The sequence below is a fragment of the Peribacillus sp. NPDC097225 genome (assembly GCF_044761955.1).
Taxonomy (GTDB): domain Bacteria; phylum Bacillota; class Bacilli; order Bacillales; family DSM-1321; genus Peribacillus.
The window spans coordinates 680529-699337 of the sequence record NZ_JBIWDJ010000001.1; the positions used below are offsets into that span (position 1 = coordinate 680529).

Sequence of the window (18809 nt, forward strand, 5' to 3'; positions counted from 1 at the left end):
CTCTCTATCTTTTTTAGGCAATAAAAAAAGCAATGAGAATATCTCATTGCTGTGGTTACGTATCCGTTCAGTAATCACAGTGAGATAGCTCTCCAAGGTATCAACCCTGACAATCTGCCATCTTTTAAATGGTCAGACCAGAAAAACAAGGTATGAGTCTTGTTTTCCTTCGGCGTCATTCCCTTTCAAAACCCTTCATTGAAGCTCATACTTCTCTAGGTTTTTACTATTGAATTCCGCACCTCTATCAGCACTTTAAATTGTCTTGTTTAAAAATCCCTTTTAAGCATAGCATAGGAAAAAGACACTCGCAAGGTCATTCTTGTAATTTTCTAAAGATTCCATCCGCTACATTTTTAGGCATTCCCGCTTCGATTATCTGTTCGACTGAGGCCTCTTTCATTTTTTTCAATGACCCGAAATGCCGTAACAGCTGCTTTCTTCTTTTCTCACCTACACCTGGAATATCATCCAGAAGTGAATGAATGGCATTTTTCCCACGAAGCTGGCGATGGAAGGTAATCGCGAACCGATGCACTTCATCTTGGATTCTTTGTAGCAAGTAAAATTCCTGACTTCGCGAATCAAGTGGAATCAGTTCGAGCGGGTTTCCAATCATCAATTGGGATGTCCTGTGTTTTTCATCCTTAATAAGGCCAGAAAGCGGAATATCGAGACCGAGTTCATTTTCCAAAATGTCCCGAACGGCCTCCACATGTCCTTTCCCTCCATCGATGATGATCAAGTCAGGAAGTGGAAGGCCATCTTTTAAGACGCGTGAATATCTTCTTCGGACAACTTCACGCATCGATTCGTAATCATCAGGCCCTTTCACCGTTTTAATTTTATACTTTCGATACTCCCGCTTTTCCGGCTTGCCATCAATGAAAACGACCAAAGCAGATACAGGATCACTTCCTTGAATATTCGAGTTATCAAAAGCCTCGATACGATGTGGAGTGTAGATGCCTAACTTATCCCCTAAATTCTCCACTGCCTTGATCGTTCTTTCTTCATCCCGTTCAATTAATGAGAACTTCTCTTGAAGGGCGATGGAGGCGTTTTTATTTGCCAATTGCAGCATATCCTTTTTCGCGCCCCTTTTCGGATGAAGCGTTTTTACACCAAGCAAGCTCTCCGCCAGCTCGGCATCAACAGACTCCGGCAACAATATCTCTTTTGGCTTAAAGTGATTGGCCTTTTCATAAAACTGTCCGAGATACGTAAGAAGCTCCTGTTCCGGTTCATCGTAGACCGGAAAGAGCGAAACATCTCTTTCAATCAGTTTCCCTTGTCGCACAAAAAATACTTGTACGCACATCCACCCTTTATCATAGGCAAAACCGAATACGTCCCTGTCAATGAAATCAGTCGTCATCATTTTCTGTTTTTCCATTGTAATCTCGATGTGGGCAATTTTATCCCGATATTCCTTCGCCCGTTCAAAATCGAGCATTTCAGAGGCTTCAAGCATTTTTTCCGTGAGTTCTTTCTTTATCTCGGTATGACCGCCATTTAAAAATCGGTTAATATCATCGACGATTTGCTTATATTCCCGTTCCTCTACATCATAAACGCAAGGGGCCAAGCACTGGCCAAGGTGGTAATATAGGCAGACACGGTCTGGAAGCGTATTACATTTCCTTAATGGATAGATCCGATCCAGAAGTTTTTTCGTTTCATTGGCCGCAAAAGCATTGGGATAAGGACCAAAGTATTTCCCTTTATCTTTTTTGACTTTTCTCGTGATGATCAAACGCGGGTGTTTTTCAGCCGTCAACTTGATGAATGGGTAGGTCTTGTCATCCTTCAACATGACGTTATATTTTGGATCGTGTTTTTTTATTAAATTCAGTTCTAAAATAAGCGCCTCGATATTGGAGGAGGTAACGATATACTCGAAATCCTCGATTTCATTTACGAGCCTGAATGTTTTCCCATCATGTGAGCCCGTGAAATATGAGCGGACGCGGTTTTTCAATACTTTCGCCTTGCCAACATAAATGATCGTTCCCTGACGATCCTTCATTAAATAACAACCAGGCTGATCAGGGAGAAGGGCAAGTTTATTCTTTATCCGTTGATTCATGCATTCAGCCTCCTGTTCTCCCATTCTACAATCAATTATATATCAAGATACAAAAAAAAGCTTCAAGTCCGTAGACCTGAAGCTCTTCCTTCATTCAAATTAAGCGTGTTTAGCAAGAAGTTCAGCAAGAGCTTCCTTCGGTTGGAATCCAACCACTTTATCCACAACTTCACCGTCTTTAAGAACGATTAAAGTAGGGATGCTCATAACGCCGAATTTTCCAGCTGTTTCTTGGTTTTCATCAACGTCCACTTTTACGATTTTTGCTTTGTCGCCAATTTCTTCATCTAACTCGTGAAGAACAGGAGCAATCATTTTACATGGTCCACACCATGGAGCCCAAAAGTCTACAAGAACGACACCTTCATTAGTATCTGCTGTGAATGTTTGATCAGTTGAATTTACGATAGCCATATATTTTATCCTCCTAAAATGTACTCAAATAACTATAGACAGTATAACATTGTAACAGGAACAGATGCTATTATTTTGCTTCAATGGTAGCATGTCCATAAACAGAGAAAAAATACTGCCTAGAACCTAATAGATTGTCATAAAAAGAAAAGGCGCTTGCCAGTTCATTCCCTGACAGACGCCTTTTCTTTTATATCAACTTACAAATCAAGCATTCACCTTTAACTTTTTGAATTCTTCCGTTAACAATGGGATAACTTCGAATAAGTCCCCGACGATTCCGTAATCGGCCACATTGAAAATATTGGCTTCAGGATCTTTATTGATGGCTACGATGATTTTGGAGTTGGACATCCCTGCCAAATGCTGGATGGCTCCGGAAATTCCGCAGGCAATATAAAGGTCAGGCGTAACAACTTTACCCGTTTGTCCGATTTGTAAAGAGTAATCGCAATAATCAGCATCACACGCACCACGAGAGGCTCCGACTGCTCCCCCAAGAACTTCAGCAAGCTCTTTCAAAGGTTCGAAACCATCTTCACTTTTCACACCTCGCCCACCGGCGATGACCACTTTCGCTTCTGAAAGGTCGACCCCTTCACTTGCCTTTCTTACTACATCCTTGATAATTGTACGTAAATCTTTAATATCCACATTTAATGTAGATACATCCCCAGAACGGGACTCATCTTTCGATAGAGGTTCAATGTTATTCGGACGGATGGTCGCGAATACAATACCGTCTGTGACGATTTTCTTTTCAAAGGCTTTACCTGAATATATCGGGCGAGTGAAGACGATATTTCCGCCTTCTTCTTCAATGGACGTCACATCTGAAATCAAACCTGATTCCAGCTTGCCAGCTAATTTAGGAGCCAAGTCTTTCCCTAATGCCGTATGACCGAAGAAAATGCCTTCTGGTTTTTCTTGCTCGATAATAGCTAGTAAACTTTGAGCATATCCATCTGATGTATATTGTTTTAATTGATCGTTTTCAACCACTACCACTCGGTCGGCACCATACTGAATCAATTCACTCCCAAAAGACTGAACACTGTCACCAACTAAAACACCTACGATTTCTCCGCCGTCTGCAGCAAGTTTAGCCGCTCCGATAGCTTCGAACGATACATTTCTAAGAGAACCATCGCGTACTTCGCCCAATACAAGAAACTTTCTAGCCATTTTTAAAAACCTCCTGTGCTCTATTTTATCTTTTTGTTGTGTTTTATTTTCAATAGAAATCCTTCTATTAAATTACTTTCGCTTCACTGCGTAATAATTGAACAAGTTCGCTAACTTGGTTCGGAATCTCACCATTCAATACTTTACCAGCTTCTTTTTTGGCTGGAAGGAAGATCTCAATCGTTTTTGTTTTTGCCTCGACATCGTCTTCTTCCAAATCCAAATCATCCAATTCCAACTCTTCAAGCGGTTTCTTCTTCGCTTTCATGATCCCCGGTAAAGATGGATAACGAGGCTCGTTCAAACCTTGCTGCGCCGTGACCAGCAGTGGAAGTGAGGCTTCGATTGTTTCTGAATCCCCTTCTACATCACGGATAACGCTTACATTTCCACCTGAAATGCTTAATTTCGTAATGGTTGTGATATAAGGGATATCCAATATTTCTGCTACACGCGGTCCTACTTGTCCAGATCCACCATCAATGGCCACGTTACCTGCAATGATCAGATCAGCTTCTTTATCTTTTAAGTACTCTCCAATAATTTTGGCAGTCGTGAATTGATCGCCATTTTCTATGTCGTCTTCGATATTTATTAGAACAGCTTTGTCAGCACCCATAGCAAGCGCTGTACGCAATTGTTTTTCAGCCTCTTCAGAACCGACGGAAATAACCGTTACTTCTCCTCCTTGAGCATCACGCACTTGGATGGCTTCTTCTACGGCATACTCATCGTATGGATTGATGATGAATTCTGCTCCATCCTCATTAATTTTCCCGTTAGAAAGCGTAATTTTTTCTTCTGTATCAAATGTTCTTTTCAGTAGCACATAAATGTTCACGATAATACCTCCCGAATAATTTGAGTTTTGAAGATTGTGTTTTTTAGGCATACTTATAATGGTATTCTTCAAAATTCCTTGAAATCCTGCATTTTTTTTAAATATAAGTAATAAATTTACTAATCAAAAGGATGGCTTAAGGATCATTCTCCTTTAAATACCGGTTCCCTTTTATTTATAAAAGCATCGATTCCCTCTTTTGCATCAGTGCTGTCAAAGGCTTCTCCGAATAGGACGGTTTCCTTTTCTACACCTTTATAGTAGGAATCACCCTTCGAATAATTCAATAGTTCGATAGCGGACTTCAAGGCTAGCGGGCTTTTCTTGACAATCTTAGCGGCCATTTCCTTAGCTTTAGGCAATAATTCTTCATCAGTATAAGCGTGGTTTGCCAAACCCCACTGTACAGCTTGTTGACCCGTTATTGGCTCACTCGTAAATAGCATTTCAGCAGCTTTTGCCGTTCCAACATACCGTGGTAGGCGCTGTGAACCAGCATATCCAGGAATCAATCCAAGTTGCAACTCAGGCAAACCTAATTTTGCACGTTCAGTTACTAACCGAATGTGACAGGCCATGGCCAGTTCCAGTCCTCCGCCAAGAGCAGCTCCGTGAATGGCTGCAATTACCGGCTTTGGAAACGATTCGATTCTCTCAAACACAGATTGACCATTTTGGGCTAGTTTCACAAAGGCTTTACCGTTTTCCACACTAGTGAATTCTTTAATATCCGCTCCAGCAGAGAAGAACCTTCCCTCACCATGGAGTAACACCACACGCACTTCTTCATTGCTTTCGATTTGATCGAAAGCCTGTGATAATTCTTCCACAATAGCGGAAGAAAGAGCGTTAGCAGGTGCATGGTTTATCGATATAATAGCAACGCGATCTTCGATTGCGAGTGTAAGGTATTCCATATTGATCTCCCCCATCATAGTCAAACTTTTTTGAAAATTCGTTATGTACTTCGGTAAAAGGCAGGTAGCCAAATGGCTAGAGGATGGGTCTGGCCATCCTCTATTTTATCTTTACCGTTTCGTGCCACAACCACCGAGTAGAAGGCGATGAACATCTGACGCAAGGTCAGCAAGTGAATATTTTTGTTCATTCATCACCCAAGTTGTTGCTGTTTCATCAATCGTTCCAAAAATCATTTGCCTTGCGAGTAAGTTATTTAAATCAGGCAGGAATTCACCATTTTCTTTCCCATCGGTAATGATTTGATCAATTACATTTAAATATCCTTTTAATACTTCATTAATCCTAAGTCGTAATTCTTTGTTTGACTGTCTTAATTCCAATTGAGTGACAATTGCTAAATTCACGTCTTCTGAAAGGATTTGAAAATGTTTTTGAATTAATAGGAACAGTTTTTCTGAAACTGATGTCTTACCCTTTAATTCTTCTTCAATTTGTTCTACAAAGTAGCCCATTTTTTCATGAAATAATGATATTAAAATATCTTCTTTATTCTTAAAATAAAGATATATAGTACCATCTGCCACGCCTGCTTGCTTGGCAATTTTTGATACTTGCGCTTGGTAATAACCATTTTGTGCGATGACGATAACAGCTGCATCAATAATTTGGTTATACTTTGGTTTGTTGCGTTTCACTGGATGTCCCCTTTCAGAAAATGAATGAATCATCATTCATATTTCTATCATAAAATGATGACTCTCTACTGTCAAGCAAAAACTTCCATAGAGTCATAACATCCTTTTTCCATTCTACCCCTCATTACTTAAGGTTGTCCAGTTGTTCCGCAAACGGAGCTCACTATTACAGCTCCGTAAGATGTTTACGCCTCCTTTTTTTCTGGTGGGATTTTTTTCTTTTCCTCATCAATTAGGACTCTCCTCAAGATCTTACCAATGGTCGTTTTAGGTAGTTCCTCTCTAAATTCATAAAGACGTGGTACCTTATAGGAAGCTAAGCTCTTTCTCACAAACTGATTCAATTCCTCTTCCGTTACACTTGCGCCGTTCTTCAATACAACATAGGCTTTGACGGTTTCCCCACGATATGGATCAGGAATCCCTGCCACTACTACTTCCTGAACGGCCTCATGTTCATACAGAACCTCTTCCACCTCACGTGGATAAATATTAAATCCACCTGCAATTATTGTATCCTTCTTGCGTTCCACTACATAAAAGAACCCTTTTTCATCCATATAACCTAAATCACCCGTAAGAAGCCAGCCGTTTTTAAATGTGTTTTCCGTGTCTTCAGGACGATTCCAATAGCCCTTCATAACCTGGGGCCCCTTAATCGCTATTTCACCGATTTCATTTGGAGGAAGTTCTTCTCCCGATTCCAACGAAAGGATCACTGAGTCTGTATCCGGCCAAGGCAAACCGATGCTTCCTTTGACACGAGGTTGATCCCAAATGAAATTGGCATGGGTAACTGGAGATGTCTCTGAAAGACCAAAACCTTCAACTAGCTTTCCACCCGTCACTTTCTCAAATTGCTCCTGAACTTCTAATGGAAGGGGTGCCGATCCACTCATGCACGCTTCAATGGAGGACAGGTCATATTTGGAGACGTCAGGATGATTCAATAGACCGATATACATCGTCGGTGCCCCTGGAAACAGTGTCGGTCTCTGCTTTTGAATAGTTTTCAATGTAGACTCGACATCAAACTTTGGCATGATGATCATCGTATTTCCTTCCATAACGGAGAGAACCAAAACAGTCGTCAATCCGTACACATGAAAGAATGGTAGGATAGCCAGAATCCGCTCTTCGCCTCGTTTACATCTATAAAGCCAAGCATTGCACATTTTTGTATTCGCAAGTACATTCTTGTGGGTAAGCATGACACCTTTAGGGAAACCGGTTGTCCCCCCGGTATATTGCAAGAGCGCCAAGTCATTCTCCACATCGATTGGCTCTGCTATTTCTTCTGACATTTTCCGCTTCATGATTTCCGTGAATAAATGATGATTTCCTTCATGCTCCACTTTGACCACTATGCCATATTCCTTCTTTTGAATGAACGGATAGATAAGATTCTTCGGGAAAGGCAAGTACTCCTTGATAGCGGTTACAATAATATGTTCGATTTCCGTACTCCGGGCGACTGCGGTGACACGAGGAAATAATATGTCCATCGCTATGATGATCTTCGCTCCAGAATCCTTCATTTGATGTTCTAATTCACGTTCCGTATAGGTAGGATTCGTTTGGACGACCACTCCACCAGCCATCAAAATTCCAAAAAAGCTGATGACTCCCTGTGGGCAGTTAGGAAGCATGACCGCAACACGCTCTCCCTTTTGGAGACCGATGCTCTTTAAATAGGATGCAAACTTCGTAGCAGATTCATAGACTTCTTTGAAAGTTAATTCCTTTCCCTGAAAATGTATGGACACCTTATCTGGAAATTCATCTGCAGCCTCCTTCAATAATGAATAAAGAGGTTTATCATCGTAGGTTAAAACGGTTGGTATTTGTTCCGGATACATGGCTTGCCATGGCTTATTGCTCATTTGCCCCCTCCTTCTGAATATTCTTAATACTCATACTCATTATAATACAACCGGTATTTTCTTACAATTACTGTATTCAGAAAAAATAAGCATAAAGGAGGATAATCGGTTGAAGAGGATTTAACTCCTTCGTATTAAAAATATTCATGAGGGGATTTTCGATTCAATTAATAGTTAGGATTAGGCATGACTCCTCGTTCAGTTTCTAACTCTAAACCAATATCGATAGAGTTCTTTAAAACCTAATGTTGCATAAAGATTCCGTGCAGGTTCATTCGTTAACACCACTTGAAGATAGGCGTTATTCGCTCCATTCTCCTTTCCCCAATACAGGAGATTTGTAACGAGTTTCGTTCCATAGCCCCGGTTTCGGTAGGCCTCCTCGGTGGCGATATTAAATAGACCTATGTATTCATCCTCCAGAACACCGAGTCCACATGCTAGCGTTTTCTCCTTTTCATCCGTCAAAAAGATAAAACAGGTAGTTGGAATGATTTGTTCCAGCACCTTCCTGAAAATGGGCTGATTTCTTTTGTGTATGTTATTTAATCTACAAAAATCTGCAAACCGCGCTTCTGGCATCTCGTTATATATGAGCACATTGGTTCCACTCGGTACTTCCATATGTGCTAATGACAAAGCTTGCACACTGGTCCTACTTTCGATACTATAATTCAAGGCTTCAAGGGTATCGTCTAAATCGTCCGGACTAGCCAGTGGAGTGATTTTATAAGACACCTGGATGTTCCGTTCCAAGAAAGCTTTTTCACTAGATTCTATTTTTCTATTCACATCTTCATAAGAAGGATAAAGGGGATTTACCGAATTTGCCCTTTTGGTATACCCATCGGCAAAGCGTAAAACCCACCCATCACACAACTGCGTTTGCAATGCCGGCAAAGCGTTCATTGATAGCTCTTCAATTTTCCTTATCAGTTTAGGCTGAACCATTATTTCTTCCTCCATGTACTAGGCTTCGTAAATAATTATATAAAAAAAGAACCCAAATAAAGAAGCGACGCAACGGCCGCTTCTTTTCAGGTCAAGAATACCATATAGATGATTCCGAGCAGAAAAAAAATTCCGCAACAAATAATTAAAACTTTTGCAAGCTTCTCCACAGTTTTCTCCCTCTCATGCAGGACATTAAGATATTCCAGCTCCGATGACAAAGGATAGGGCGATTGAAATGATCATCGCAAGAAATCCCACTGCCCGATTATCTTTTTGTATCTCTTCATCTATTTTAAATCCCGGGGTCATAAATTCAAAAATAAAATAACCGATGAGTAGCAGGATAAAACCGTATACACCCCAGCCTATCATTGTAAGTAGCGAGTTCTGATGGAGAATGGACTGTTGGAACACATAGGCGATTCCAAAAATCTTGCCCCCGGTGGCCATCGCGACAGATAAATTCCCCTGTTTGATTTCCTCCCAGTTTTTGTACTTGGTGACAAGTTCAAAAACGGCTAAAAAAACAATTATGCATAATATAACGACACTATATCTGGCTGCTATATACACATACTCATTTTCCCATATGTTCTCCATGAGACAACTCCCTAACGGTATTCGGCCATTCCTGCTAAGCAGCGTGCCTGAATGGCCACTTTCCTTTATTTAAATTCTACGACCGTCACACCAGTTCCGCCTTCTCCAGCTTCCCCGAAACGGATTTTCTTGACTGATCTGTGATTCTTTAAATATTCTTGAACTCCGGACCGGAGCGCACCCGTCCCCTTACCATGAATGATGGACACACGCGAATATCCTGCCAACAATGCATCATCCACATACTTTTCGACCCTCGACAATGCACTTTCATATCGTTCCCCACGAAGGTCTAGCTCCAGGCTAACATGATAATCTCTTCCTTTGATCGTGGTTAACGGCTTCGTTTCTTTCGCCTTTGTCGTTTTAATGAATTCAAGGTCGGACTCTTTCACCTTCATTTTCATGATGCCGATTTGTACCTGCCATTCATTATTTGAGACTTTTTCAATCAGACTACCTTTTTGTCCAAAGCTTACAACCTTCACTTCATCTCCAGGTTTCAGAGTTTTATCCAAAGGCTTAGCTGCTTTTTTGGTTGACTTCTTCACTTTTGGCGCTGCTTCTTCCAGCCGTTTTTTCGCATCGATCAGTTCGTGCTCTTTTACATCGGCATGCTTTTCAAAACGGAGTTGGCGCAAGTCAGCAATAATCGCTTCCGCTTCTTTTTTCGCTTGTTCAACGATTGCCTCTGCTTCTTTGGCCGCTTTTTCACCCATCGCATCTCGTTCTTCATTATACTGTTCCATTTGCTTTTGAAGGTCCTTGTGCAGAATGTCGGCCTGTTTTAGAAGCTCGGCTGCTTCTAGTTCCTCTTCTTCTGCCTTCTTACGACTATCTTCAAGAGAAGCTATCATATTCTCGACTTTATTCGTATCCTCGCCAATATGGCTACGGGCATTGCTAATGACGCTCTCTTCCAAACCAAGACGCTTGGAAATTTCAAATGCATTACTCCGACCAGGAACACCGATAAGGAGCTTATAGGTCGGGCTCAAAGTCTCGACGTTGAATTCGACGCTTGCATTAATGACGCCTTCACGGTCATACCCATAGGCTTTCAACTCAGGATAGTGAGTGGTGGCAATCACGCGCGCACCACGCTTGTAGACTTCATCTAATATGGAAATCGCCAGTGCGGCACCTTCTTGAGGATCGGTTCCCGCTCCAAGTTCGTCGAACAATACAAGGCTTTCATGGTCGACATTCTTTAATATATCGACAATATTGACCATATGGGAAGAGAACGTACTCAAGCTTTGTTCGATTGACTGTTCATCCCCGATATCTGCATAGATGGAGGAGAATACGGCCGTTTCAGAACCATCAAGAGCAGGGATTTGCAGACCTGCCTGGGCCATTAACGTACAAATGCCTATTGTTTTGAGTGTTACCGTCTTACCTCCTGTATTCGGTCCGGTGATGACAATCGTCGTAAAATCTTCTCCAAGGAAGATATCATTGGCAACGACTACATCCGCTGGAATAAGCGGGTGTTTCGCCTTGAATAATTTCACGCGGCCTTCATTGTTCAAACGTGGTTTCGACCCTTTTATCGCCTTGGCGTATTTTGCCTTTGCAACAAGGAAATCCACGTGGGCAAGCACCTTGACGTTATGGAATAGTTCTGGAGTGAACTCGCCTACTTTTTCGGAAATCTCGACCAAAATGCGTTCGATTTCCTGTGTTTCCTTTACACGTGTTTCCTGAAGGACATTATTCAATTGGACAATCACCTGTGGTTCAATGAACAGGGTTTGTCCTGATGAAGATTGGTCATGGATGATTCCACCATACACACTACGGTATTCCTGTTTTACAGGAATGACAAAGCGGTCATTTCGAATCGTAATGATGGCATCTGACAACATTTTCGTTGCATTCGAAGAACGAATCATGCTTTCGAGTTTTTCCCGAACCCTGCTTTCATTCGTGCGAATCTGGTTACGAAGCGTGCGCAGCTTATCACTTGCTGAATCCATCACTTCCCCATGTTCGCTAATAGCATAGGTAATTTCCTGTTGCAAATCAATCAGGGGATGAAGCGAATCGATAAACTCAGCCAATAGCGGAACTTCAATCTCCTGTTCCGCGATTTCTTCGAAAAATCGAGTCAAGATCCGACCAGCACGAATGGTGCTAGCCGTTTCCATCAATTCCATCGGGGATAACATGCCACCGATTTGCGCCCTTTTAGCCTGCAGGCGGATATCGAATATCCCTCCCAATGGAAGATTACCTTTTAACCGGACAATTTTAGCCGCCTCATCCGTTTCATCCTGCCATCTCGATACTTCCTCGAAGTCGGTGGAAGGCATTAATTGCTGTGCCTTCTCCTTCCCGATTGCAGACGAAGCATGGGAAACCAATTGTTCTCTAATTTTATCAAATTCCAATGTCTTTAAAGCTTTATTATGCATGGAGTTAAGACTCCTCCTCAGTGAGTAAATAATTAGTCATTTCTCTTTAAAAACGTCAATAAACCATCCGTATCCATCGCGTTAAGAACCGTTGTTTTTTTAATCCATCCTTTTTTAGCAGAAGATACGCCAACCGGCATATGTTCAAGCATATCAATACTATGGGCATCAGTATTGATCACAACCGTCACTCCCGTTTCTTGCGCTTTACGTAGATGAGGCGGAGCCAAGTCCAAACGGTTCGGGTTAGCATTCAACTCAAGTGCCGTATTCGTCTCGCGTGCCAGTTCAATTAGCATATCCATATCGACATCATATCCCGATCGTCTGCCGATGATTCTTCCTGTCGGATGGGCAATAATATCGACATGCGGGTTATTCAATGCCGTTTTTAATCGTTCCATGATCGTTTCCCGGGGCTGAGAAAAGCTCGAGTGGATGGAGGCGATGACCAAGTCCATCTCTGCCAGCAATTCATCATCGTAATCAAGGGTTCCATCTGGAAGGATATCCATTTCGATTCCTGATAGGACCGTAAAATCATCATATTTTTCATTAATGTCATGAATGATCTGTTTTTGTTCGCGCAACCGCTCTGCAGTCAAGCCATTCGCCACTTTCAAGTATTGTGAATGGTCAGTGATGGCCATATATTTATAGCCCTTGGCCCGACATGCTTCAACCATTTCTTCAATCGAATAAGCACCATCGCTCCAAGTGGTATGCATATGCAGGTCACCCTGAATATCTTCTACCGTTATAAGCGGTTCACTTTCATTGTACTGTTCCACTTCCGTCCCATCTTCACGTAATTCGGGTGGAATGAGCGGGATGCCGAAATGATTGTAAAATTGCTCTTCTGTTTCGAAGGTCAGAATTTCTCCCGTTTCAGCTACCTCCACGCCATATTCACTTATCTTTTCTCCCCGTTCTTTAGCCAACTGGCGCATACGGACATTATGATCCTTCGAACCGGTGAAATGGTGAAGAGTCGTGGTGAACTCTTTATCCTGCACGATCCGGAAATCGACAGAAATATCATATTCATAATCAAGGACGACCGAAACCTTTGTATCACCTGCGGCAATGACTTGCTTAATGCCAGGCAATGAAAGAAGCTGTTCCTTCACCTCTTCTGGGTGGTCCGTGGATATGATGAAATCAAGATCTTTAACCGTTTCCCTCATTCTTCGCATACTGCCGGCTCTTGATGAGCGCGTGATATGCTCCATATTGCCAATCGCCATCTCGATATCGTCAGCAATCGGTCTCATGAAAGCAAGTGGAAGACGGTCAGGCCTTGATCCAGCCTCGGCAATGGCTGATAAGATCTTTTCTTCTGTTTTTTTACCGAAACCGGTCAGAGCCGCGACACGCCCCTCCACACATGCCAGTTTAAGGTCATTCACATCATTAATATGTAATTCTTTGTGTAGCTTGGCGATTTTTTTACCGCCTAATCCCTGAAGTTGTAAAAGCGGTATCAAGCCCTTCGGCACCTGCTCCTGAAGCTCTTCAAGAACGGTCGACTTCCCTTCATTGATAAATTCTTCAATGACGGATGCCGTCCCTTTCCCGATGCCATTCAACGCCGTAAAGTCATCGATGGCCGTTAGACTCCGGTCATCGGTTTCCAATGCACCAGCCGCCTTGCGGAAAGCCGATACTTTAAACGGATTTTCTCCTTTAAGTTCCATGTATATGGCTATCTTTTCTAATAATTTTATAATATCTTTTTTATTGATTGTCATTTTTTTCACCACCAAAATTAGTAGGGAAACTCCCTTGGATACTTTCTTAAAGATACCTTTCTTAACGCCAAAGTACAAGCCGTTCGATTATTACTTATACGAATCAACGATTAGGTAATCCCAGGCTGATCCACAGAAAAGGGCCCGCCCTTCCAAAGATGACGGTTTACAACTTTGAAAGGTAATGGACCCCAATTTAATGCGCTTATGAATTTACTTATTAAACCAAAGGTCTTCCACCTGTTCGGATAGGAACGGAGTATGTTTCACGATTGATTCTGCCAGGAAGGAGCCGGTAAGCGGTTCCTGAATGGAATCCATTGGCAGCAAGGCACCTATGTATAATATAATAAACATGATAAGATAGACTTCGGCAAATCCCAATATCGCGCCTCCCCAACGATTCAACTGTTTTAGGATCGGCAGGTAGGTGATGAAATTGAGCATTGATCCAAGCATTTGCCAAAGAATCTTAGTGGCAAAGAACACGATGGCAAAGGCGATGGCATTGTAATAAGCCGTCTCAAGCCCAACCGATTCGAAAAACATATTAAGCGTCGAAGAATCACCTATGGAAGGGAATGGAATCCACATTTTCAAGTTGGGGGCAAGATCCCCATAGAAGACATAGGCAATAATGAAGGCTACGATAAAACCTGTCATATGAACCAGTTGTAAAATAAAGCCACGCTTCAAACCGATTAATACACCGATTAAAAGAATGGCCAGAATTGCTAAATCAAGCATGTACTCAGTCCTTCTCTCTCTTTAATTCCAGTTGAAGCTGGTCCAGTTCATCTTTTAATTTAATATATTCGTGGATCGTGTTCACTGCGGTCAGTACCGCAAGCTTACTCGTATCCAAATGTGGGTTTTTCATACTGATTTCTCTCATTTTCTCGTCGACCATCGAAGCAACTAGGCGCATATGACTCGCGCTTTCCGTACCGACGATTGTATATGGTTGTCCGTATATGTCAACTGTCGTTTTATTTCGTTTATCGTCTGACAAAATGATGCCTCCAATCTAAACAATCCTATTTCTATCATATCATGAACTTTTTCGTCATGAAAGAGAGTACATCGTCATTTCTCGCATAAAAATTGCAATAATTTGTCAGTTATAAATACCTTTAGTATGAATGATCCCTTAATAAATCAAATTGAGCGAGGAGTCCATTAATTATGTCCCATGTTGTATTACTTACAAGTCCTATCCAAATCCAAGCAATGAAAGCCCATTATATGAATAGCTCAGTTGCAAAGCTTCCACCTGGGAGTATATTTTCAGCCAAGCCCCCGCTCTGTACCGTAACCGGTTATAAATCCGGAAAGGTCCTGTTTCAGGGAAAAAATGCAGAATTGGAAGCTGCAAAATGGCAAAAGGATGCAGTAGCACCGAAGAAGAAGCCGGACTCTTCATCCACTTCCACAGTCAAAGTTCATCGTTATTTGCCGCCGGCCAACATTGCCACGATGTCGGTTATTGGTTCCGATGAAGTCGGGACCGGCGATTATTTTGGCCCCATTACCGTCGTTGCTGCCTATGCAAAAAAAGAACAGTTACTTTTATTGAAAGAACTTGGTGTTCAAGATTCAAAAAACCTGAAAGATCCACAAATCATCGAAATTGCTAAACAAATCAAGGATGTTGTCCCATTTAGCCTGTTGACGTGTGATAATCCGAAATACAATATGCTTCAGGCAAAAGGGATGTCTCAAGGAAAGATTAAAGCACTCCTCCATAACCAAGCCATCAAGCACCTTATTCAAAAAATACAGCCAGAGCAAGCGGAGGCGGTCCTGATAGACCAATTCGCCCAGCCAAATGTATTTTTCAATTATTTGAAAGGCCAGGAGCCCTTTCAGGCTAACGCTACCTATTTATGCACGAAAGCGGAAGGCATTCACCTTTCCGTTGCGGCCGCTTCGATTCTCGCTCGTTACGCATTTGTGAAACGCTTTGACCTATTGAGCGAAAAGGCCGGTTTTAGAATCCCCAAAGGAGCAGGCTTTGCCGTCGACGAGGCAGCGGCACGCTTAATCCATGAAAAAGGGATCGACGCCTTGAATGACTTTACGAAAACACATTTTGCCAATACGGAAAAAGCAAAAAAAATATATCACAAGAAATACGGGAAATGAGAACGGGAATTGGAAACGTAAATGCCTTTGGGCTTGCTTCTTATGATAGTAAGATGAATGTATTCAGAAGATCTTGTCGACTATAAGAAAGTACATATTATTAGGAGGCGGTCTTCATGCAATTATCAGCAAGAAACCAATTAAGTGGAAGAATCACTGAAGTTAAAACAGGACCTATTTCAACGGAAATAACCATGAGTATCAATGGTGTAGACATCGTATCCAGCATTACAACGGCTTCTGCAGAATCGATGGATCTAAAAGTGGATGATCAGGCGACAGCAATCATCAAAGCAAGTTCCATCATGATTGCAAAGTAACTGATACATATCCTAATAGAAGACTCTCACCCACCTTTCATTCTAGAGAAGTGAGTGAGAGTCTTCTTTTAAATTTGCATGCTATCAAACGAAGGCGTTACACCCAGAAAAACAGCCTCCTGAAATGCCAGGAGGCTGCCTTTTTTGATGCGATTTATCTTATCCTCGTAATTCTGCTCCGGCTTTTTCTTTAACCGCTGCAAGCACTTTTTCATGCGCTTTGGTGATATCCTCGTCCGTCAATGTACGTTCCGGATCGAAGTATTTCAATGAGAAAGCGATAGATTTCTTGCCTTCTTCCATTTTTTCTCCTTCGTATAAGTCAAAGATGCTGACTTCTTTCAATAACTTGCCACCCGCTTCCAAAATAATATTTTGGATGTCGCCGGCTTTCGCTGCTTGCTCGACTACTAACGCGATATCGCGTGTGGTCGATGGATAGCGTGGGATCGTTTGATATGCAATCGGCGCCACTTCCGCTTCAGCCATAGCTTTGAATGAAAGTTCGAAGATGTATGTTTCCTTTATATCCAAATCCTTCTGAACGGTTGGATGCACTTGGCCGATGAAGCCGATTACCTCACCATGCAACAGTACTTCCGCTGTCCGTCCTGGATGCATATCTTTGATTTCCGCTTGGCGATAGCTGATTTGATCAGTTAACCCCAGCGTATCGAAAATTGCTTCGATCACGCCTTTTGCTACATAGAAATCAACCGATTTCTTTTCGCCTTGCCAAGGTTGAGATTCCCATAGTCCTGTAATAACTCCAGCTACATGCTCCTTCTCTTCAGGAAGCTCTTGATTGTCTTTTTTGAAGAAGACAGAACCAATTTCATATAGAGCAAGTGAGTCAAGCTGGCGAGCATTATTATATTTCACGACTTCTAATAATTGTGGAACGATGCTTAAACGCAACTGGCTCCGTTCTTCACTCATCGGCATGGCCAAACGGATGGAATCACGGGCGTTCAATGCAAATTGAGCCGCTTTGTCCTCGCTTGTCAACGAATACGTAACCGCTTGATACAGTCCTGCTCCTTCAAGGGTACGGCGGACTTTACGACGTTTCATTTGATAATCCGTCAATTGGCCAGGAGTCGCGGCACCAACCGGCAATGTTGCTGGAATGTTGTCATATCCATAAAGACGGGCAGCTTCTTCCACTAAATCCGCTTCAATCGTAATATCTCCACGGCGTGTAGGAACGGTAATCGTGAACGTTTCATTGTCCAGAGCCACTCCAAATTGAAGACGTTTGAAGATGGATTCCACTTCAGCGACAGACATATCCGTGCCAAGAAGCGTATTGATTTTTTCAAGGGTAATGCTAATGACAGCTGGCTCCATTGTCAGTTCATCAACCTCTGCCGTTCCTTGTAGAATCGTTCCGCCTGCATATTGTGCAATCAATTGAGCTGCACGTTCTCCAGCTTCACGCACGCGAGCTGGATCGACGCCTTTTTCAAAACGGGCACTTGCTTCACTACGTAATCCATGATCTTTCGAAGCTTTACGTACAACTGTCCCGGCAAAATAAGCACTTTCGATAATGACGGTCGTTGTATCATTCTTCACTTCTGAGTTTGCCCCGCCCATTACTCCTGCAATCGCAACTGGCTCGGTGCCGTTCGTGATGACCAGATGATCTGGCGATAATGTACGTTCCGTTTCATCCAAAGTAACGATCTTTTCGGCTTCGTTCGCTTTACGGATGACAATTTCCTTTGAACCCAAACGATCATAATCAAAGGCATGTAGTGGCTGACCATATTCAAGTAAAATGTAATTCGTAATATCGACCACGTTGTTATGCGGACGAATGCCTGCTGACATAAGGCGGGTCTGCATCCAGAGTGGAGATGGACCTACTTTTACGTCCTTGATGATTTTAGCGATGTATAATGGATTATCTTCTTTTGCTTCCACTTTGATGTTAATATAATCAGTGGCTTTTTCCGTTGCTTCTTCTTTTTCGATGACTGGCCATTTCACATCACGACCAAGAATGGCTCCGACTTCATAAGCAACACCCAGCATGCTTAAAGCATCTGATCGGTTTGGCGTTAAACCAAGTTCCAGCACTTCATCGCTTAAACCAAGTTCTTCTAGTGCATCTTTGCCAACTTCCACATCATTAGGGAATACAAAAATGCCTGTTGCATAATCTTTAGATACAATCTTGGATTCGAAACCTAATTCTTGAAGCGAGCAAATCATTCCGTGAGATTCTTCTCCACGAAGCTTGGCTTTCTTGATTTTAAAGTTACCTGGAAGTACAGCGCCAACAGTCGCTACGGCTACTTTTTGGCCTTTATCCACGTTCGGGGCTCCACAGACGATTTGTACAGGGGCCTCCGCTCCAATATCAACCAGGCATTTATTCAGTTTATCGGCATTCGGATGCTGTTCGCGTTCTAGTACGTGTCCGATGACAATCCCTTTAAGCCCTTCACTTTTCTTTTCTACCCCTTCAACCTCAATGCCGCTCTTCGTGATTTTATCCGCAAGCTCAGTTGCATTGATGCCGGAAAGGTCTACATATTCCTGCAACCATTTATATGATACAAACATGGTAGGTCCTCCTCTTT

Annotated in this window: 16 protein-coding genes and 1 riboswitch; of the genes, 2 read left to right on the plus strand and 14 right to left on the minus strand. The window is 42.3% G+C overall.

The window, feature by feature from the left end; all coding sequences use genetic code 11:
• Positions 1 to 77: 77 nt before the first annotated feature.
• Positions 78 to 255, minus strand: a riboswitch (Lysine riboswitch).
• A 61-nt stretch (positions 256 to 316) separates the two neighbouring features.
• From uvrC to zapA, 13 genes are all read right to left on the minus strand, one after another.
• Positions 317 to 2089: an excinuclease ABC subunit UvrC gene (uvrC, locus tag ACIQXH_RS03395; protein WP_402874530.1), complete on the minus strand. Its 1773-nt coding sequence runs from the start codon at positions 2087 to 2089 to the stop codon at positions 317 to 319.
• A 99-nt stretch (positions 2090 to 2188) separates the two neighbouring features.
• Complete coding sequence (gene trxA, locus ACIQXH_RS03400; protein ID WP_402874527.1) at positions 2189 to 2503, minus strand: thioredoxin; 315 nt, start codon at positions 2501 to 2503, stop codon at positions 2189 to 2191.
• A gap of 207 nt (positions 2504 to 2710) precedes the next feature.
• Positions 2711 to 3688, minus strand: coding sequence for an electron transfer flavoprotein subunit alpha/FixB family protein (locus ACIQXH_RS03405; protein WP_402874524.1), 978 nt, complete (start codon positions 3686 to 3688; stop codon positions 2711 to 2713).
• 67 nt (positions 3689 to 3755) lie between these two features.
• On the minus strand, positions 3756 to 4529 hold the full coding sequence (locus tag ACIQXH_RS03410) for an electron transfer flavoprotein subunit beta/FixA family protein (protein WP_402874521.1): 774 nt from the start codon (positions 4527 to 4529) through the stop codon (positions 3756 to 3758).
• Between the two features lie 143 nt (positions 4530 to 4672).
• Complete coding sequence (locus ACIQXH_RS03415) at positions 4673 to 5446, minus strand: enoyl-CoA hydratase (protein ID WP_402874518.1); 774 nt, start codon at positions 5444 to 5446, stop codon at positions 4673 to 4675.
• Positions 5447 to 5557: 111 nt separating this feature from the next.
• On the minus strand, positions 5558 to 6145 hold the full coding sequence (locus ACIQXH_RS03420; RefSeq protein WP_402874515.1) for a fatty acid metabolism transcriptional regulator FadR: 588 nt from the start codon (positions 6143 to 6145) through the stop codon (positions 5558 to 5560).
• 185 nt (positions 6146 to 6330) lie between these two features.
• Positions 6331 to 8028 carry an AMP-binding protein gene (locus ACIQXH_RS03425; protein WP_403122134.1) on the minus strand — a complete coding sequence of 566 codons (1698 nt, stop codon included), beginning with the start codon at positions 8026 to 8028 and terminating at the stop codon, positions 6331 to 6333.
• Between the two features lie 198 nt (positions 8029 to 8226).
• Entirely contained in the window at positions 8227 to 8979 is a 753-nt protein-coding gene (locus ACIQXH_RS03430) for a GNAT family N-acetyltransferase (RefSeq protein WP_403122136.1), read from the minus strand.
• A 195-nt stretch (positions 8980 to 9174) separates the two neighbouring features.
• Positions 9175 to 9582: a DUF350 domain-containing protein gene (locus ACIQXH_RS03435; protein ID WP_402874507.1), complete on the minus strand. Its 408-nt coding sequence runs from the start codon at positions 9580 to 9582 to the stop codon at positions 9175 to 9177.
• Between the two features lie 65 nt (positions 9583 to 9647).
• Positions 9648 to 12002 carry an endonuclease MutS2 gene (locus ACIQXH_RS03440; RefSeq protein ID WP_402874504.1) on the minus strand — a complete coding sequence of 785 codons (2355 nt, stop codon included), beginning with the start codon at positions 12000 to 12002 and terminating at the stop codon, positions 9648 to 9650.
• Positions 12003 to 12034: 32 nt separating this feature from the next.
• On the minus strand, positions 12035 to 13753 hold the full coding sequence (gene polX / locus ACIQXH_RS03445; protein WP_403122137.1) for a DNA polymerase/3'-5' exonuclease PolX: 1719 nt from the start codon (positions 13751 to 13753) through the stop codon (positions 12035 to 12037).
• A gap of 213 nt (positions 13754 to 13966) precedes the next feature.
• A complete protein-coding gene (locus ACIQXH_RS03450; protein ID WP_402874498.1) occupies positions 13967 to 14500 on the minus strand; it encodes a CvpA family protein in 534 nt (177 codons plus the stop codon).
• Positions 14501 to 14504: 4 nt separating this feature from the next.
• Complete coding sequence (zapA, locus tag ACIQXH_RS03455) at positions 14505 to 14765, minus strand: cell division protein ZapA (RefSeq protein ID WP_402874495.1); 261 nt, start codon at positions 14763 to 14765, stop codon at positions 14505 to 14507.
• A 173-nt stretch (positions 14766 to 14938) separates the two neighbouring features.
• Between zapA and rnhC the strand changes: the two genes are divergently transcribed.
• Positions 14939 to 15898 carry a ribonuclease HIII gene (rnhC, locus tag ACIQXH_RS03460; RefSeq protein ID WP_403122139.1) on the plus strand — a complete coding sequence of 320 codons (960 nt, stop codon included), beginning with the start codon at positions 14939 to 14941 and terminating at the stop codon, positions 15896 to 15898.
• Positions 15899 to 16014: 116 nt separating this feature from the next.
• Positions 16015 to 16218: a TOBE domain-containing protein gene (locus ACIQXH_RS03465; protein WP_402874489.1), complete on the plus strand. Its 204-nt coding sequence runs from the start codon at positions 16015 to 16017 to the stop codon at positions 16216 to 16218.
• A 159-nt stretch (positions 16219 to 16377) separates the two neighbouring features.
• On the opposite strand, the gene pheT is transcribed toward ACIQXH_RS03465, so the two are convergent.
• Positions 16378 to 18792, minus strand: coding sequence for a phenylalanine--tRNA ligase subunit beta (gene pheT, locus ACIQXH_RS03470; protein WP_403122141.1), 2415 nt, complete (start codon positions 18790 to 18792; stop codon positions 16378 to 16380).
• Between the last annotated feature and the right edge of the window lie 17 nt (positions 18793 to 18809).

Bases quoted from the DNA above. Each gene is read 5' to 3' on its own strand.
- polX (WP_403122137.1), bottom strand. From the start codon at position 13,753: ATGACAATCAATAAAAAAGATATTATAAAATTATTAGAAAAGATAGCC.
- ACIQXH_RS03450 (WP_402874498.1), bottom strand. From the start codon at position 14,500: ATGCTTGATTTAGCAATTCTGGCCATTCTTTTAATCGGTGTATTAATC.
- rnhC (WP_403122139.1), top strand. From the start codon at position 14,939: ATGTCCCATGTTGTATTACTTACAAGTCCTATCCAAATCCAAGCAATG.
- pheT (WP_403122141.1), bottom strand. From the start codon at position 18,792: ATGTTTGTATCATATAAATGGTTGCAGGAATATGTAGACCTTTCCGGC.
- ACIQXH_RS03465 (WP_402874489.1), top strand. From the start codon at position 16,015: ATGCAATTATCAGCAAGAAACCAATTAAGTGGAAGAATCACTGAAGTT.
- uvrC (WP_402874530.1), bottom strand. From the start codon at position 2,089: ATGAATCAACGGATAAAGAATAAACTTGCCCTTCTCCCTGATCAGCCT.
- ACIQXH_RS03415 (WP_402874518.1), bottom strand. From the start codon at position 5,446: ATGGAATACCTTACACTCGCAATCGAAGATCGCGTTGCTATTATATCG.
- ACIQXH_RS03425 (WP_403122134.1), bottom strand. From the start codon at position 8,028: ATGAGCAATAAGCCATGGCAAGCCATGTATCCGGAACAAATACCAACC.
- ACIQXH_RS03405 (WP_402874524.1), bottom strand. From the start codon at position 3,688: ATGGCTAGAAAGTTTCTTGTATTGGGCGAAGTACGCGATGGTTCTCTT.
- ACIQXH_RS03430 (WP_403122136.1), bottom strand. From the start codon at position 8,979: ATGGTTCAGCCTAAACTGATAAGGAAAATTGAAGAGCTATCAATGAAC.
- ACIQXH_RS03435 (WP_402874507.1), bottom strand. From the start codon at position 9,582: ATGGAGAACATATGGGAAAATGAGTATGTGTATATAGCAGCCAGATAT.
- trxA (WP_402874527.1), bottom strand. From the start codon at position 2,503: ATGGCTATCGTAAATTCAACTGATCAAACATTCACAGCAGATACTAAT.
- ACIQXH_RS03440 (WP_402874504.1), bottom strand. From the start codon at position 12,002: ATGCATAATAAAGCTTTAAAGACATTGGAATTTGATAAAATTAGAGAA.